General features: G+C 61.6%; 19 protein-coding genes and 1 pseudogene. 9 read left to right on the forward strand and 11 right to left on the reverse strand.

Going from position 1 to position 16812, the window contains the following annotated elements; genetic code table 11:
• Positions 1–271: pseudogene (locus tag QZ522_RS06920) on the reverse strand (30S ribosomal protein S12 methylthiotransferase RimO); the annotation flags it as partial.
• Positions 272–418: 147 nt separating this feature from the next.
• Here QZ522_RS06920 and QZ522_RS06925 point away from each other — a divergent pair.
• The 7 genes from QZ522_RS06925 (at position 419) to hemF (ending at position 7092) form a co-directional block, all read left to right on the forward strand.
• Entirely contained in the window at positions 419–2380 is a 1962-nt protein-coding gene (locus QZ522_RS06925; RefSeq protein ID WP_294609017.1) for an AsmA family protein, read from the forward strand.
• 98 nt (positions 2381–2478) lie between these two features.
• On the forward strand, positions 2479–3678 hold the full coding sequence (locus QZ522_RS06930) for a class I SAM-dependent methyltransferase (protein ID WP_294609019.1): 1200 nt from the start codon (positions 2479–2481) through the stop codon (positions 3676–3678).
• A 3-nt stretch (positions 3679–3681) separates the two neighbouring features.
• Positions 3682–3876, forward strand: coding sequence for a hypothetical protein (locus QZ522_RS06935; protein ID WP_294609021.1), 195 nt, complete (start codon positions 3682–3684; stop codon positions 3874–3876).
• A gap of 101 nt (positions 3877–3977) precedes the next feature.
• Entirely contained in the window at positions 3978–4316 is a 339-nt protein-coding gene (gene clpS, locus QZ522_RS06940) for an ATP-dependent Clp protease adapter ClpS (protein ID WP_294609023.1), read from the forward strand.
• Complete coding sequence (locus tag QZ522_RS06945) at positions 4317–5309, forward strand: methyltransferase (RefSeq protein WP_294609025.1); 993 nt, start codon at positions 4317–4319, stop codon at positions 5307–5309.
• A gap of 47 nt (positions 5310–5356) precedes the next feature.
• Positions 5357–6157 (forward strand): SDR family oxidoreductase, encoded by an 801-nt coding sequence (locus tag QZ522_RS06950; protein WP_294609028.1) that lies wholly within the window; start codon positions 5357–5359, stop codon positions 6155–6157.
• Between the two features lie 44 nt (positions 6158–6201).
• The gene (hemF, locus tag QZ522_RS06955) at positions 6202–7092 is read left to right on the forward strand and encodes an oxygen-dependent coproporphyrinogen oxidase (protein WP_294609030.1); all 891 of its coding nucleotides are present in this window, start codon (positions 6202–6204) and stop codon (positions 7090–7092) included.
• 91 nt (positions 7093–7183) lie between these two features.
• On the opposite strand, the gene QZ522_RS06960 is transcribed toward hemF, so the two are convergent.
• From QZ522_RS06960 to QZ522_RS06985, 7 genes are all read right to left on the reverse strand, one after another.
• Positions 7184–8122, reverse strand: a complete 939-nt coding sequence (locus QZ522_RS06960) for a lysophospholipid acyltransferase family protein (protein ID WP_294609032.1) — start codon at positions 8120–8122, stop codon at positions 7184–7186.
• 61 nt (positions 8123–8183) lie between these two features.
• Positions 8184–8840, reverse strand: coding sequence for a nitrile hydratase subunit alpha (gene nthA, locus QZ522_RS06965; protein ID WP_294609034.1), 657 nt, complete (start codon positions 8838–8840; stop codon positions 8184–8186).
• Positions 8841–8843: 3 nt separating this feature from the next.
• A complete protein-coding gene (locus tag QZ522_RS19070) occupies positions 8844–9107 on the reverse strand; it encodes an SH3-like domain-containing protein (protein WP_365353515.1) in 264 nt (87 codons plus the stop codon).
• A complete protein-coding gene (locus tag QZ522_RS19075) occupies positions 9100–9438 on the reverse strand; it encodes a ScnB-like protein (RefSeq protein ID WP_363319854.1) in 339 nt (112 codons plus the stop codon). Before QZ522_RS19075 ends, QZ522_RS19070 begins: the two co-directional genes overlap by 8 nt.
• A 97-nt stretch (positions 9439–9535) precedes the next feature.
• Positions 9536–9988: a hypothetical protein gene (locus tag QZ522_RS06975; RefSeq protein WP_294609036.1), complete on the reverse strand. Its 453-nt coding sequence runs from the start codon at positions 9986–9988 to the stop codon at positions 9536–9538.
• A gap of 131 nt (positions 9989–10119) precedes the next feature.
• A complete protein-coding gene (locus QZ522_RS06980) occupies positions 10120–11193 on the reverse strand; it encodes a FliG C-terminal domain-containing protein (protein WP_294609037.1) in 1074 nt (357 codons plus the stop codon).
• A gap of 244 nt (positions 11194–11437) precedes the next feature.
• Positions 11438–12028, reverse strand: a complete 591-nt coding sequence (locus QZ522_RS06985) for a GcrA family cell cycle regulator (protein ID WP_294609039.1) — start codon at positions 12026–12028, stop codon at positions 11438–11440.
• A gap of 264 nt (positions 12029–12292) precedes the next feature.
• On the opposite strand from QZ522_RS06985, the gene QZ522_RS06990 reads away from it, so the two are divergent.
• Positions 12293–13078, forward strand: coding sequence for an ABC transporter permease (locus tag QZ522_RS06990; protein ID WP_294609067.1), 786 nt, complete (start codon positions 12293–12295; stop codon positions 13076–13078).
• Positions 13079–13084: 6 nt separating this feature from the next.
• Here QZ522_RS06990 and QZ522_RS06995 read toward each other — a convergent pair whose 3' ends face one another.
• On the reverse strand, positions 13085–13435 hold the full coding sequence (locus QZ522_RS06995; protein ID WP_294609041.1) for a hypothetical protein: 351 nt from the start codon (positions 13433–13435) through the stop codon (positions 13085–13087).
• A 174-nt stretch (positions 13436–13609) separates the two neighbouring features.
• On the opposite strand from QZ522_RS06995, the gene QZ522_RS07000 reads away from it, so the two are divergent.
• Positions 13610–14437 carry an ATP-dependent Clp protease proteolytic subunit gene (locus QZ522_RS07000; protein WP_294609043.1) on the forward strand — a complete coding sequence of 276 codons (828 nt, stop codon included), beginning with the start codon at positions 13610–13612 and terminating at the stop codon, positions 14435–14437.
• Between the two features lie 116 nt (positions 14438–14553).
• Here the strand turns inward: QZ522_RS07000 and QZ522_RS07005 are convergent, their stop codons facing one another.
• Positions 14554–15372 carry a class I SAM-dependent methyltransferase gene (locus QZ522_RS07005; RefSeq protein WP_294609045.1) on the reverse strand — a complete coding sequence of 273 codons (819 nt, stop codon included), beginning with the start codon at positions 15370–15372 and terminating at the stop codon, positions 14554–14556.
• A 339-nt stretch (positions 15373–15711) separates the two neighbouring features.
• Positions 15712–16704 carry an ABC transporter substrate-binding protein gene (locus tag QZ522_RS07010; RefSeq protein WP_294609047.1) on the reverse strand — a complete coding sequence of 331 codons (993 nt, stop codon included), beginning with the start codon at positions 16702–16704 and terminating at the stop codon, positions 15712–15714.
• Positions 16705–16812 lie beyond the last annotated feature (108 nt).

Below are 16812 nucleotides of genomic sequence, written 5' to 3' on the forward strand. Positions count from 1 at the left end.
TCAGCGCCTCGCCGATGGCATCGAGGCTTTCGGCCTTGGCGCTGTCGAGGAAACCGCAGGTGTTGACGATCACCGCATCCGCCCCGGTGTAATCGGGCGAGATCCCATAGCCTTCGGCGCGCAGCCGGGTCAGGATGCGTTCGCTATCCACAAGTGCCTTCGGACAGCCAAGGCTGACCATGCCGATGGTCGGCTGGCCCTTGCGGGGGATGTCGGTCAGCTTGGCGCGGGGCGCCAGATCCGGGCGGAGGCTTGGTGGGTTCTGTGACATGGTCTGCCTCATACCGCCTGCGCGCGACGGGGGGAAGAGGATTACGTGACACGCGATAGCGCGCCGCAAGACGTGACCCGAAAGCGGTTGCCCATATGCGGGCGCCGGGCCTACACTTGATGTGATAGGAATGAAGGGGTTTTTACCATGCGTTGGGTGTTTCGTCTGATCGGGCTTTTGATTGTGATCGTGGTGGTCATCGTGGGGTCGCTTTTCCTGTTGCCGGGTGACCGGATCGCGCGGATCGCGGCGGATCAGATCAGTAGTGCCACAGGTCGCAAGGTGACCATGCAGGGCGATACCAAGATCAGCTTTTACCCGGTTCTCGGCGTCAGTACCGGCGTGGTTGAGGTCGCCAATGCCGATTGGTCCGAGGCGGGGTCGATGCTGCGCGCCGACAGCCTTAAGATCGGGGTCGAGCCGAAGGCGCTTTTTGGCGGCGATATCCGCATCACCGGGCTTGAGATGGTGAACCCCGAAATCCGGCTTGAGCGGGCCGCCGATGGGCGCGTCAACTGGGAACTTGGCGTCGAGGGGGTTGCCCCTTCGGGGCAATCCGGCGGCGGCAGCGCGCCTGCGCAATCCAAGCGGCTTGCGCTGACGCTTGACCGGGCGCTGATCACCGGGGCATCGCTTGTCTATACCGATCATGGCACCGGCGAGGTGCAGGAGTTCCGCAACATGGATTTCGAGTTGCGCTGGCCAAGCTATGATGGCACCGCCACCTTCGAGGCCTCCCTGCGCCCGGCGGGCGAGGCGGTGCGCATCTCTGGCCAACTTGAGCAGGTCGGCCAATTCATCGACGGCGCGGTGACCGGCGTTGCGGCCCGGCTGAGTTCGCCGGGCGGCAGCCTTGGCTTTGCCGGGCGCGCCGGGTTGCAGCCACAGCTTGAGGGCCGTCTTGATATTGATATTGCCAGCACGCCGGAGTTTATGGCGGGACTTGGCCTTGGCGCGGTGGATGTGCCCAAAGGGTTTGGCCGCAGCATCAAGGGCAACAGCCAGATCACCCTGACCGAAGACATGCGCCTGTCGCTGCGCGAACTGGTGCTGGCGCTTGGTGGCAATCAGCTTGCCGGGGCGGCGGATATCATGCTTGGCGAAAAGGTGCCGCGGGTGAATGCGCAACTTAACGCCGGTGCGCTTGACCTGTCGGCGCTTGCCGGGGCCGATAGCAATGGCGGCGGTGGCGGCAGCGGGACAGGTGGCGGCGATAGCGGCTGGTCGAAAGCGGCGATTGATGCCAGCGCCTTGGCGCTGGCCAATGGCGAGGTGGCGCTTGTGGCCGATAGCGTCGACCTGGGCGATCTCAAGCTTGGCAAAACCCGGACATTGATGACGCTGAACAATTCGCGCGCGGTGTTTGGCCTGCGTGAATTGCGCGCCTACGACGGATTGGTCACTGGCGAATTCGTGGTCAACAACCGCTCTGGCCTGTCGGTGGGGGGCAAGATGAACGCCAGCGGCGTCAACCTTGAGACATTCCTTGCCGATGCGATTGATGTCAGACGCTTTTCCGCCCGCGGCGACAGCACCCTCAGCTTCCTGGGGGCCGGGAACTCGGTGCATGCGATCATGAACAGCCTGAGCGGCAACGGTACGGTCAGGACCGGGCGCGGGGTGATCAGCGGCATTGACCTTGACCGGTTGATGCGTTCGGGCGACATGACGGGTGGCACCACGGTTTTTGACGAGATGAGTGCCAGTTTCACCATGGATAAGGGCAACCTGTTCAACAGTGACCTGTTGATGAACCTGCCGCTTGCCAAGGCCACCGGCAAGGGCCGTATCGGCCTTGGGGCGCGCGACATCGACTATCTGTTCACGCCGGTTCTGCTTGAAGGCGAGAACAGTCGCGGGCTTGCCATTCCGGTGCGCATCAGGGGCCCTTGGGCCAATCCGCGGATCACGCCTGATCTGGAAAAGGCGCTTGACCTGAACCTCAAGGAAGAGCGCAAGAAGCTGGAGAGCAAGGCCAAGGAAGAGATCAATCGCGCGGTCGAGAAAGAACTTGGCGTGACGCCGGAAGAGGGGCAATCGGTCGAGGATGCGGTGAAGGACAAGCTTGAGGATCGCGCCAAGCGCGAGTTGCTCAAGCTGTTCAAGTGAGGTCAGCCGCGGGATTTGTCCGGGCGGATGGAGTTTGAGTATTTGAGGAAAGATGAAACAATCGGGACCGTGCGCCGAGCGCAGGCCGTGATGCAGGTATGAGTGGGGTCAAGGCGCAATACGAGGCCTATCCCTATCCCGAACGCGATCCGAAGGACGAGAAAAAGCGCCTGATCAGCGGCTCGCCGTCGCATGTGCTTGAGATTGATCACTTCATTTTTGGCGGGCAGCGCGATTGGTCGAGGCCGCTTCGGGCGCTGGTGGCGGGCGGCGGCACCGGCGACGGGCTTGTTCAGTTGGCGCAGATGATGAAAACAGCCGGGCGCCCCGTCGAGATAACTTATGTCGACCTGTCAACCGCATCGCGCAAGGTCGCCGAAGCGCGCACCAAGGTGCGCGGGCTTGAGGGTATCCGTTTCGTGACCGGCAGCCTGCTTGACGCCGCCGATCTGGGGCAGTTCGATTATATCGACTGCTGCGGCGTGCTGCATCATCTGCCCGATCCACAGGCGGGGTTCGAGGCGCTGTTGGCGGCGCTGGCACCGGGGGGCGGTCTGGGCTTTATGGTTTATGCGCCTTACGGACGCGCCGGGGTTTATCCGCTGCAAGAGGCGTTTGGCGCGCTTTATGCGGGGCTGAGTCCCGAGGCGCGACTGACGGCGGCGAGAAAGGTGGTTGCGGCCCTGCCCGACGGCCACCCGTTTCGCGCCAATATCAACCTGGGCGATCACAAGGACAGCGATGCGGGGTTTTATGACCTCTTGCTGCACAGTCAGGATCGCGCCTTTGACGTATTGGCGCTGGATGAGGTGATGACGGCGGCGGGCTGGATGTTGAGCGGATTTACCATGCCTGCGCTTTATGACCTGTCCCGGATCACGGCAGTGCCCGATCACCTGAGTGCGCTGGAACAGATGGCGCTGGCCGAAAAGCTGCGCGGGACGATCAAGACCCATGTCGGCTATGCGATCCGCGCAACAGAGGCCCGCGCCCCCGCCACTGGCAGGAATCGCGCCCTTGTGCCGCATCTCAAGGGGGCCGCTGCGGGTGATCTGGCGCGCGCCATCGCCGAGGGGCAGGCACCCAAGCTGAGCTTTGCGGGGTTCGAGCAGCGCCTGAGCCTTCCGAAGGGGGCGGCGCCGCTGATTGCGGCAATTAACGGGCGGCGGAGCCTGGCCGAGATCGCGGCGAAAACCGGCACCGACCCGATCGGCATGGGCGCGCTCTGGGGGCGGATCGAGCGCGACCTGGTGGCCTGCGGGATGCTGCTTTACTCAGATATCTTGCGCGGGGGTTAGGCGATGCTCGGGTGTGTCGCGACAAGCCTGCCGGATGATGCCATGGCCCGGCTTTTTGACGCGGCGCGGGTCATCGGCGCCGCCGCTGAAGGGGCGCTTGAGTGTTGGCGGGGCGGCCCGGTCGTGATCGCCCGCCGGGCCGATGGTACGTTGCTTGTCGAGCCGCTTGCACCGGTCGCGGGTGCAAGCGATGGCTGATGGTTTCTTTCACGCGCCCCCCTTTTCTAACGGGCGGTAAAAGTTATATAGAAAGGTCGAAAGACGGCGTGTTTTCCAAACCGACTGGCATAGCGACAAAGATGATTGAGCGACTGACCAATATGGCTGGACCGAGAGAGGACGAGGGTGACCCCTCGGTCGTGGTGGAAACGCGCCCCAAGACCAAACGCCCGCCGCTTTACAAGGTCTTGCTGCTGAACGACGACTACACGCCGATGGAATTTGTCGTGGCCGTGCTTGAACGGTTCTTTGGCATGAACCACGCCGAGGCGTTCGAGATCATGCTGACCGTTCACAAAAAGGGCCTCGCGGTTGTTGGCGTGTTCAGTCATGAAATCGCGGAAACAAAGGTGGCGCAGGTGATGGATTTCGCCCGCCGTCACCAGCACCCGCTTCAATGTACAATGGAAAAAGAATAAGTGGCTGATCCCGTTCGCCTGACGCTTGCCCTGTCCGAGGGCAGTGTCGCCCTGCCCGATGCCGGACGTATCGCCGTCTTCGCGCCGCGTGTGGGGAGCGACCTGCGCGCCTTGCCGCAGGAGCGGGTCGAGGTGATCACCGGGTTCAAGCCGGATGCCGATTATTTTGGCGGACTTGGGTATACTTGCGTGGTGGCACCCGAGGGGCGCTATGGCGCGGCGATCGTCTGTTTGCCGCGCGCCAAGATGCTGGCGCGTGCGCTGGTGGCGCAGGCCGCAGCAGTGACCGACGGGCCGATCATCGTGGACGGGGCCAAGACCGACGGGATCGAATCGATGCTCAAGGAGTGCCGCCGCCGCACTGCGGTCAGCGCGCCGCTGTCCAAGGCGCACGGCAAGATCTTCAGCTTTGCCGCCGGACCGGAATTTGCCGATTGGCTACCGGGTCAGGCGCACGTCATCGAAGGCGGTTTCGTCACTGCGCCGGGGGTGTTTTCGGCCGATGGAATCGATCCGGCCTCACGGCTACTGGGGGATCACCTTCCGGCCAAGATGGGCACGCATGTGGTCGATCTTGGCGGGGGCTGGGGCTATCTGAGTGCGCGCGCGCTTGAGCGGGACACGATTGCGCGGCTTGACCTGGTCGAGGCCGATCACGCGGCGCTTACCTGTGCGCACCGGAATGTCAGCGATCCGCGCGCCAGTTTTCACTGGGACGATGCCCTCCGCTGGCAGCCCGAAACTGCGGTTGATACGGTGATCATGAACCCGCCGTTTCACACCACGCGGACCGCCGAGCCCGATCTTGGACGGGCCTTTATCCGCGCGGCGGCTGGCATGCTGAAACCGGGGGGGCAGCTTTGGATGGTGGCCAACCGGCATCTTGCCTATGAGGCGGCCCTGGCGCAAAGCTTTGGTCAGGTCGAAGAGGTGGCGGGCGATACCCGCTTCAAGGTTCTGCGCGCGGCGCGCCCGGCTCGCAAAGCGCGGTGACCTGGCTTAGGCTGCGCAGGACAGAATCAGCTTGAAAGGCGCATTTCATGTCATTTTCCATTTCGGGTAAAACCGCCATCGTGACCGGCGGGGCCAATGGTATCGGTCTGGCGATCGGGCGGCATTTTGCCGACAAGGGTGCGAATGTGATGTTCGCGGATATGGACGAAGAACGCCTGATCAAGGAGCTGGGCGAGAACGACGAGAGCCGTAATATTCGCTATTTTGCCGGAGATCTGCGGGAAAAGCTTGCCCAGGCCAATCTTTTGTCGGCGACGATCGACGCCTTTGAGGGGGTCGATATCCTAATCAATGCCTGCCGTCAGGTGGTGCCCTCGGATGCCTTGAACCCCGATGACGACGCGGTCGAGATGCTGTTGCAGCAAAACCTGCTGACCGCCCTGCGGATGAGCCAGCAGGTTGCGAACCGGATGATCAAGCAGGCCGGTGGCGCGCGCGAAGGCGTGGCCGGCACCATCGTGAACCTGTCCTCGATTGCCGCGCGCCGCACCCATCCCGAATTGCTGGCCTATTCGATTTCCTCGGCGGCGCTTGACCAGATGACCCGAAGCCTTGCCGTGGCGCTTGCGCCGCACCGGATCCGGGTGAATGCGGTGGCGTTCGGCTCGGTGATGAGCGCATCGCTCAAGGACACGCTGCGCGAACATAGCGATTACCGCTCGGACATCGAATGCCACACACCGCTTGGGCGTATCGCCTCGCCTGCGGAACTGGCCGAGACCGTGCAATATCTGGCCTGTGACGGGTCGGCCTTCATGACCGGGCAGATCATGACGCTGGATGGCGGGCGCACATTGCTTGATCCGGTCACCGCGCCCGCGCATTGACACGGACAGGGCGGCAGGCATTGCAGAACAGTGAAGAGGCCAGAATGAGCGAAGATTTCACCACAGAGAAAAAGCGCGCCGCCGCGTGGTTTCGCGAGTTGCGCGATCAGATCGTCGCGGCCTTCGAGGGGCTGGAAGACAGCCACACCACGGGGCCTATGGCCGATGCCGTACCGGGGCGGTTTGATATCAGCGAAACCCGCCGCGCCAGCGATGACGGATCGGATGCGGGCGGGGGCCTGATGAGCGTGATGCGGGGCGGGCGTGTGTTCGAGAAGGTCGGGGTGAATGTTTCCGAAGTTTACGGCACCCTTGGCGAGGCCGCTCAAAAGGCGATGGCGGCGCGTGGCGTGCCGGGCATGGACAGCGATCCGCGGTTCTGGGCCTCGGGCATCAGCCTTGTGGCCCATATGCAGAACCCGCATTGCCCCGCCGTTCATATGAATACGCGGATGTTCTGGACCCCGTCGGCCTGGTGGTTCGGGGGCGGTTCCGACCTTAATCCCTGCATTGAATATGACGAGGATACGGCACATTTTCACGCCACCCAGAAGGCCTATCTCGATCCGCATGGGGGCGACCTCTATCCGCGCCTCAAGGCTTGGGCGGATGAGTATTTCTATATCCCGCATCGCCACCGCGCGCGCGGCGTCGGCGGGATTTTCATGGATGACCGCAACACCGGCGACTGGGAGGCTGATTTTGCCCTGACCCGGGATATCGGGCGGGCGTTTCTTCCGGCCTTCGTGCCGCTGATCGAAAAACGCCGGCTGCAGCCTTGGGACGAGGCGGATAAAGAGGCGCAGCTTGTCCATCGCGGGCTCTATGCGGAATATAACCTTGTGTATGACCGGGGCACCAAGTTTGGTCTGGCCACCGGGCACGACGCCAATGCCGTCCTGATGAGTCTGCCACCCTTGGCAAAATGGGTCTGAGCCGGAAGGGCCGCGCCTGGCGCTGAGCGGCGAGGGGGGGACGCTGTCCCCCTGCCCCCCCTGGGATATTTCGGGCAAGAAGAAGGAGTGTTCAGTCTTCTTGCCGATTCGCGAGCTGCCTGGCGCCACGATCGGCCAGCGGCCCGGTGCCATCTTTCCAGCGCCGGTGAATCCAGAACCATTGATCCATGCGTTCACGAACCTGATGTTCGAGCCGATCATTGACCTCTTGCGTCATGGTGACGGGATCGCTGGGCTTTACCGGCTCTTCGACGAGAATTTCGAAGTCGAGCCCGTTTTCCGAGCGAATACCCCATGTGGGCACCAGCGGGGCGTTGAATTTCAACGCCAGTTCGGCCGTGGCCAAGGGCGAGAGTGCCGGTTTGCCGAAGAAATCTAGCGGCACGCCGTCATGGGCGTTCAGATCGGTGAGAATGGCCAGAACCCCGCCGCTGCGCAGGTGTTTGACCATCTGCATCATGCCGCGACGTCCCTGTTCGAACATCGGCTGGCTGAGCGCGCCCATGGCGGCGGTATAGCGTTTGTTGAACCATTTATTTGACATCGGGCGGTAAAACACACCCATCTCGAACCCCTGTTCGATCATGGCGATGCGGGCGGCGTTGAAGCTTCCGAAATGGCCGGTGACAAAGATGATCGGGCGCCCCTCGGCCTGGGCGGCCTGGATCGCCTCAATGCCGGGGCCATAGACCTTTGATGTGCGGGTGCGGGCGATGAATTCAGCGGTTGAGTACAGCTCTGCCATGTTGCGCCCGGCATTGTTGGGCACGGCACGCATCAGACGGCGGACTTCGGCCTCGGGCAGGTCGGGCAGCACATGAGCGAGGTTGTCGCGCACCCGCCGATCATAGCCTGCGATCGGGGCGATCACACGGGCCGTCAGCCAGCCCATGAACGGAATCCGCCAGCGGTAAGGCAGCAGCTTGGTCAGCCCGATTGGCGCATACATGGCCATGCCGATTACAGTGTCGGTGATGCGATCCAGGATCGGGACGGGTTTGTCGCTCATGCGGGGGTGCCTCGGTTTTGCGGGCCAGACATACGCGCCCGCGCGCCCGATCACAAGCCTGTCAGGGGGTGCGGGCGAGGCCGGTGCCGATCATCGCGTCGCGGGTGACAAGGCGGGCAAGGTCGGGCTCGGCCATGCCATCGGTGCCTGCGGGACGGGCGGGCAGAATGATATAGCGCATGTCGGCGGTGCTGTCGTGCACACGAATGCGGGTGCTGTCGGGCAGGTTAACGCCAAATTCGCGCAACACGGCGCGCGGCTCGCGCACAGCGCGGCTTCGGTATTCGCGGGTCTTGTACCAATCGGGCGGCAGGCCCAAAAGGTTGCGCGGATAGCAGGAACACAGCGTGCAGACGATGAGGTTATGCGTGGTGTCGGTATTCTCCACCGCAATCAGGTTGAGGGGGCCGATATCAAACCCCATCTCGCGGCTGGCCGCCCCCGCATCGGCCAAAAGCCGCGCCTTGAAGTCCGGATCGCTCCAGGCGCGGGCAACGACGGCGGCGCCATTGGCGGGGCTGCGGGCATCCATCACCTCGATCTGGTTCGCGATTTCGGCCGCGGTGATCCTGCCCTTTTCGATCAAAAGCTCTCGCACCGCGATTTCCATGCGCTGCCAATAGGTGAGCGGCTCGTCATTGTCGGCGCGGTACGGGTGGCCAGAGGGGCTTAGCCCGTGGTCATGATCATGGGAATGGTTGGGATGGTCATGGGGCATCGTTTAGAGCCTTTCGAGCCAGTGATCGTAGAGTTCCGCGTCAAGCGTATCCTCTGGGTTTTCCGCGGCATCGCCCCAAAGCTCGGCCATGGTGAAACGCACGCGATAAAGCGGTTTCTTGTCGGCCACCAGACCATAGGCCAGTTGCTCGGGGTTGTGAAAGGCGCCAAGCGGGCGTTCGATGACGCCCTGCTTGCCGCGCAGATAGGCCGGGGCGCGCACATGGCCCGGCGGCATCATCGCCCTGACGCGCACGCGCTCAGCCATCCTGTGCCGCGCCATAGGTCGGCCCGCGCGCCGCGATTTCTTCCATCCGGGTGCCAAGCTCTTCGAGGCTGTAAATTCCGGCCTCGACAAGGTTCTGGTTCACCGCAGCGATCCAGCGCTCGTAATAGCTGTGCTTTTCAAAGGCATCCTCGCCCATGTCCTCAAGTGCACGGCGCAGGCCATCGACAGTGAAAAAGCCCTTGGCGCCGCACAGAACCATGAGTGCATCCACGCGCTTTTCCCAGAGGGCAAAATCATGCCCGTCCATCGGTACAGGCCCTGCGACCTGTCCGCCCATGTCATGCCAGCGGCGTCCGTCCGTATCACTCATGCCTGAGATGGTATGGGGCAGGCGCGGAACTGTCCATAGCAGTCTTGCGTCCCGCCTGATAATCTAAGGGGCGCCGGAAAGCGCCCCAAGGTTTAGGTCAGTTGATGGTTGCACTTGCGCGCATCCCCGCCTCGAGATGGCCAGCGATCTCGCAGGTCACCTCCACCGGGCCATCGGTTGGCTGGACAGGAACAAAGAACCATTCGACCGTCTGGCCCGGGCCAACTTCAACTTCGCGAATATTGCCTTTGACCTCGGTGATAAGGTCACCGTTGGAATTTGCGGCCTCGACCTTGCGGGTGAAGATCCGCTCGGTCATCTCATTAAGGGAAACTTCGTGTTTGATCTCGTCGACATTGGTCAGGATCAGGTTATACGCCTGACCTGTGACAAACTCGAAATTCTCAGGTTTGAAATACATACCATCGTCATTGCTACCCATCTCCATCGGTACATCAATAACGTTGGCACGACTTAAGTCGCCCTCTGCAAAGGCCGGAAGCGCTGTTAACGCCGCGATCGCAAATGCAGTTGCTTTAGTCAGTTTCATTTTGAATCCTCCCAGTGACCCAGATTGGTCGAAAGCGCATTATCGCGCTGCGCCTATTCGACGCCTGTATCGGCGGGGTCACCTTGATCTCTGTCAACGGTGGATGAAACGTGATCAGAGGGAAGCGAACCCTATTCCGTGTCCTCTTCGCTATCCTCGTCGGACACGATCAGTGTTATTTCGCCCCCGGCCTCCATGGTGCGGATGGCGTTTACCACCTCTGTCATAGCCTCTTCGCCATCGCGCCCGCGCACGCGGCCAAGTTCCTGCATCTCTTCGCGGAGAGCTTCGGCCATGCGCTTGCTCATGTTTTCAAGGATGAATTCGGCCACCGGCGCCAGGTCTCCGGTCGAGGCCGCCGCCAGCGCTGTCACCAGAACCGGTTGATCGACCTCGCGCATGATGCGGGGGATGTCGGCGGCATTCACCCGTTCGGGAATATGGACGAAGGTAAAGATCGCGCGCCGCACCAGCGCGGCAAAATCCTGATCGGTTTCCTCCAGCCCTTCAAGCACATTGTCACGGGTGGCTGCGGGCGAATAATTCAGGATCGCGCCCACGCGCTCGACCGCGCCCTGATCAAAAGCGGTTTCAGGCACATCATGCAACTGCGCCGCCAGCGCGAGCCCGATCCGGTCTACCGCAGCGGGGCTGACCGATCCGGTTTGCGATACCGCATAGGTGATCCGCCGCGCCTTGTCCCCCGGCAGCTTGCCAAGTAACTCGGCGGCGCGGGCGACATCGAGCTTGGATAACATGACGGCGGCCACTTCGGTGCTTTCGCTCTCGATAACAGGTACAAGATCCTTCAATTCGGCCTGACGGATCAATTCCCATGGATCGCCGTATTGGCGCACCCCCGCTTCCTTTCGCAGCCGTGCAGCGGTTTGCGCGCTGATTCGTCCGTCAAGGGCGGTCAGCGCTCCGGCCATGCCATGCGGAAAGGTCAGGCCCATGCCCTCCAATTCCTGCGCAAACTCGGCCACCACATCCGCCAGAGTCGCGCGATCGACATAACGCATAGAGCCCATTTGCGTGGTTAGCTGTTCCTGCAACGGTTCCGGCAGGTCCGCCAGCGGCACGTCCGCCCCCTCGTTGAGCAGAAACCGCACGATGATCGCGGCCTTTTGGCGGCGCGACAGATGCGCCGTCCGCCCTGCTTTCGCAGGGGCAGAAAGATGTGCCAATGGTGTGGAGTTGCTCATGCTGCGCCCTTGTCCGAAACCTGACCGGATCATAGGGCCGCAAGAGTGAAGAAATATCTAAGCGCCTGCGAATTTCGTGCAGCCGTTTCTTCTTGCCATAAATATCCCCGCGCGGAGCGCATCCCGCACCGCGCCCAATATGGCGTCTTTAGAAAACAGCATTGCTCTGTCCCCACGCGCAAACCCAAAAAAGCGGCGCGCGCATCTGCGCGCACCTTTGGATCAGACAAACAAGGCCCAGAGGTTAGCGTTTGCGGTCGCGGCGGCTGCTCATCGGTTGAAAGGCAACGCCGACGTGCGCTTCGCAATAGGGTTTTCCGGATTGAACCGGCAGGCCGCAGAACCAGAAATCGGGCGTGGCCGGATCGCCTACAGGCCACTTGCAGGTCCGCTCGGTCAGCTCCATCAAGGTCAGCCGTTTGGCCTTCTTCTCGACTTCACTCACCTTGGCAAGGGCCGCAGGGTCGATCTCATTGGCCGAGGGTTGCGGCGGAAGCGGTTGGCCTGCGGGAATGATCGCCTTGATCCGGCTCACGGGCGCGGGGGCCGGTGTCGTCTCGGCCTCCGGCTTGGGGCTCGGCTTTGGGGCGGGTTTCGGGGCGGCGGGTTTGGCCTTGGCCTTGGTCTCGGGCGTGGCTTTCGCCTTGGCCTCACCGGTTGCGCTGGCGGTCGAGGCGCCGCCCGATCCGTTGCGGTTCGACAGGCCCAGACGATGCACCTTGCCGATCACGGCATTACGGGTCACGCCGCCAAGCTCTTTTGCGATCTGGCTGGCCGACTGACCTTCCCCCCACATCTTTTTCAACAGTTCAACGCGTTCGTCGTTCCAGGACATCGGGGCTTCCTCATGTCAAAAGGCGGCCCGGGCTATTGGCCCGCCGCCTTGCAAATTCGATCAAGGCCCTATTCTAATCACTGGCGGCTGAGTTACAAGGCATCGAATCGACCCGCAGGCCGCCAATTGCGCCCTGCGCATGCCAATGGCAGGGGTGGCCCGGACAATCAGGCCGCAAACCCCGTCGCGAACGAGGAGCAGGAGATGACACAGGCAAGCGCCCAAGAGCGGCCGGAACCGCAGATGAAAGCACCGCTGAGGACAATGGGAACGCGGCGTTTTGGCCGGGTGAACTGGCTTGGGCTGACCACACTGGCCGAACGCGAAGTGCGGCGCTTTCTGGCGGTCTGGACCCAGACCCTGCTTGCGCCGCTGGTCACTGCCGGTCTGTTCTTGCTGATCTTCAGCATCGCCATCGGCCCGCGTCGGGGCGATGTGATGGGGGTCAGCTTTACCACCTTCATCGCGCCGGGCATCCTGATGATGACGGTCATTCAGAACGCCTTTGCCAATGCCTCGTCCTCAATCGTGATTTCAAAGGTCCAGGGCAATATCGTCGACACGCTGATGCCACCGCTAAGCGGGGGCGAGCTGGTGCTCGGCTATCTTGCGGGCGGGACCGGGCGCGGTCTTTTGGTGGCCTTTGCCATCGGGCTGGGCCTGCTGGTCTTTCTCGGTATCGGGGTAAAGCACCCCCTCTGGGCGCTGGCCTTTGTCTTTCTTGGCGCGGCCTTCATGAGTGGCGTGGGCATCGTCGCGGGCATCTATGCCAACAAGTTCGACCAGATGGCGGCGATCACCAATTTCATCGTCACGCCGCTCGCGTTTCTGTCGGGTACGTTCTATTCGGTCGATGCCTTGCCGCCGGTGCTCAACAAGATTACCCATTTCAATCCGATTTTCTATCTGATCGACGGCGCCCGCTACGGGGTGATCGGCGTCTCTGACAGCCCGCCCATGCTGGGGCTTGCGGTCGGGGCCGGGTCCACGCTTGCGGTCTGCCTTGTCGCCTGGCGGATGCTGGCCACGGGCTATCGCCTGAAGGCCTGAGCCCGGCTAGCGACAGATCAGGTCGGCGCGCTCTGAATAGGCGGTGTAGGCGCGCCAGAACCGCTCGTCGCCGGAACGGTTGGATTGGCGGGTATCCTGCGCGGATTGCGGATCGCTGTAAAACTGTACCGCGCGACGTTGTTCGGACCCCGACAGCGTTTCATTGGCGACCGCCTGAATACAGCCACAGAGCGCCCGCGAGCGCGCCTTGCGGTCCGATGTCAGGCAGGCCGTGCTGATCGGTCCGGTGGCCATCGGCGCGATGCGCGGCACATGGCGCGTGTCCCCCTTGAACCCGTGCACCCCGCCGCAGCCCGCGAGAAACAGCATCATGCCAAGGGTCGAAAATCGTGTCACCGCCTCTGCCTCATACTATGTCTTCGGCCTTATCGACCGAGTGGGTTTGCCCGTTGCGCCGAGCAATGAAGCATCGGCGCAGGTTTTTCAATTCACATCATGGCCACAGCCTGCAACACTCGCAAAAACCGCTTGCCGGCCGGGCCCTGCACAAGAGAGAGAAGCGCACACGCTATGGATTTCAACCTTTCAACCGTTTTTTTCCTGTTTTTCCTGATCATGATTCTGCAACCGGTCCTGACCGGCCGGGTTTTCGCCCTGCGCCGGGCACAGGCGATCCGCAGCGTCGAGCGCAAGCGTGGGTCGCGGGTGATCACCATGATCCACCGACAGGAAAAACGAAGCCTTTTCGGGTTCAACATGTCCAGTCAGATCGGGCTTGAGGATGCGCAAAGCATCATCTCCGCGATCAAATCCACGCCTGACGACACGCCCATCGACCTCGTGCTGCATACGCCGGGGGGCCTGGTGATCGCGTCGATGCAAATCGCCCGCGCAATCGAGGCGCATCCGGCGAAAGTCACAGCTTTCGTGCCGATCTACGCGATGTCCGGGGGGACGCTGATGGCTCTCGCCGCCGATGAGATCGTGATGGGCGAGTTCTCGATGCTCGGGCCGATTGATCCGCAGATCATGGGGATTTCCGCCGCCTCGATCATTGCGGCGCGCGATGCCAAGCCGGTCGAGCATGTCTCGGATGTCGCCCTTGTCCTTGCCGATGTCAGCGACAAGGCCACGGCCCAGGTCAAGCAGGGGGCGATCGAGATCATGACCCCACGCATGCCGCGCGAAAAGGCCGAGGCTCTGGCCGAGACACTGACCTCGGGCAAATGGACCCATGACTATGCGCTGACCGCGACCGAGGCGAGCGATCTTGGCCTCGCGATCACAGTGGGGCTGCCGACGGACATACTTGACCTGATGACGCTTTATCCGGCCCCCATCAAACAGTCGGCGGTGGAATTTCTACCGTTCGATCCGCCGGGGCGGCGCATGGGCTAAGAGGCCGGGAGCAGGGGGGGCAAAATGCACAGGGTGGGTGAAACCCACGCTTTCGCGGCAAATGGAGCAGTTTCGGGGGCGCGAATGGCAGGGTTGGGCCCGAAGTGCACTTGGTGTCAGCATGCTTTTGCAGAGATAACCGCGACGGTCACGGGCACGTGAAATTTCGGGCCATTTCTGAATTTGGTGCTGACAGTTTCGGCAATTGACGCCGCTATCTTCACAATCACCTCGTCAGTCTGGCTCCTTATGAGCATGCCTGCGCCTACGGTCGCGGTAAGGAAGATATCGAACAACTCAGTTGGCTTCTCCAGAACCCATTCAGAAGTGACCGTTTCGTGTTTCGCCAAGTCCAGGTTCGCTGCTGCCATCGTCGCTTCCGCGTACTCACGCCCGGCAAAAGCGAACAGGTCTGGTTGTGATGGTGCCGCAGAAAAATCAGCGTGGGCCTTTAACGCTCCAAACACGGCCGCAAATGCAGGCGATGTAGCAGGCCCACCCCAGGTCGCCATGATGAATTCGCCACTTGGTTTCAAGACACGCCGTATTTCCGAAAGTGTTTTGGGCTGATCCGGAATGTGCATCATGCCGAAATTGCAGACGACTTTATCGAATACGGCATCGTCGAAGGGCATCGCCATGGCATCCCCCTCGACAATCTCTGCATCTGGCGCGGCCCTGCGAGCCTTTTCGAGCATTTCAGGCGAAAAGTCCAAACCAGATACATTGGCACCTTTATCTAACATCGAAGCCGTTAGAGTCCCTTGCCCACAACAGAGATCAAGAGCTTTGTCTTGGGCGAAGATGTGGTTTCCAGCGATGTAATTGCCTACGTGGTCCGTGATCGGAACGAAATGCCGGATGTATGCATCGACAATGCCACCGTTGGCCCACCCTTCTTTCTCACGTGAGCCGAACTCTGCGAAATCGGGCATGTTTACTCCTCTCATTACTTGCTTCGAGGCTACCACGATTGAAGGACGGTGCAAAACGAAGGCGGACGGATGTTTTGGGCGCGGACGTTAAGGGAGCGGTTGGCTGCACCGTTACCAAGCAGGGTCTTGCCCCACATTTGCCTCGGCATCGGGTGTTGGCTCCACGTTGGTGCCGCGCCCTTGTTTTCAAGGCATATGGGAAGTCTGGGCTCTGAGTTGTCCTCGGAGGCGGCACCGCATTTTCGGATTTCGTGAGCGGTCAACGTCGGATTGTCGATATGGGAGGGCATGGCGGAGCGGAGGATCAGCCATGCACACACCAACCCGCAGTGCTCGCGCTCAATCGTGAACCGTATCGGCAATCTGGAGAAAGGCGAAGGGGGGCATTCTGTTCAACTCCCGTGCGACGTCCATATTCACGACGATGGCAAAATCGGCAGCACGAACGATCGGCAAGTCGCCGGGGCTTTCGCCGTCGCGCAATATCCTGAGGGCTTGTTGCGCGGCAAGCCTGCCCACGTCCTCGAGATGCGCGGCCACGGAGATGAGTGCGTCGTTTCTGCGTACGAGGTGTTCATAGGGGCTGACAACCGCCATGCCGCGTTCGACAGCGCCTCGCGTGAACGCGTCTGTCTGCAGGAATGAGCTCGAGCCGAGATAGATCCAACGGACGCCTTCTTCCTTCAGATGGTCAAGAGCAGTCGGCAGGTCATCCAGATCCGGGCGCGCACCGTCCTTTGACATCTCGACTGCAACCAGTCTGAAGCCCATACTTCGGGATAATTCTACCAATTCGTCATGTTTGATCGCGGAGTTCGCCTCGTTGGAATTGTACAGGAGGCCCAGCGTATCGAAGCTGTCGTCATAGGTTTCGATCACCTTGATGTTCAGGGACTCGTCAGGCCTGTTGAACGTGCCGGTCACGTTGGACCGTCCGCTGTGATCGAAATCTTCGGCAATGCCGGCGCTGAAAGGGTTCGCGACATTCGTGAATACGACAGGGATCTCGCTTATGAATACATCGTTCCCGACATCGTCGAACGTGCCGACGATACCCAGCGTCGCGTTTGTTCCGTTGGTCAGGATCAGGTCTGCTTCAAGCTTGCGGGCCTCTGCGACGAGCCCCGGCAGGCGGGACTTGTCCAGTTCATAGTCGCGCCAGACGATCTCGGCATCGATACCGCTTTCTTCTATTTCCGCCTCGAAACCCTCGCAAACGGGGTCGCACAGATTGAAGGTGACGGCGAAAATCTTCTTTGTCTCAGCGGACACCTGAGACATGGGCACTGTCAAGATTACGGCGGCCGCCAGCAGGGCCTTCAGGGTGCGCATCAAGCCTCTCCCCGTCGTGAAGCTGCCTGTCAGTCAAGGCGCAATGCAGTAGCCTGTCAAGTGCAGAGTTTCGTCGGGACGTCGCCTGCCATGCGTCTGGCCAAGGGC

Origin of the sequence: uncultured Roseovarius sp. (genome assembly GCF_913054395.1) — a bacterium.
Classification (GTDB): Bacteria; Pseudomonadota; Alphaproteobacteria; order Rhodobacterales; family Rhodobacteraceae; genus Roseovarius.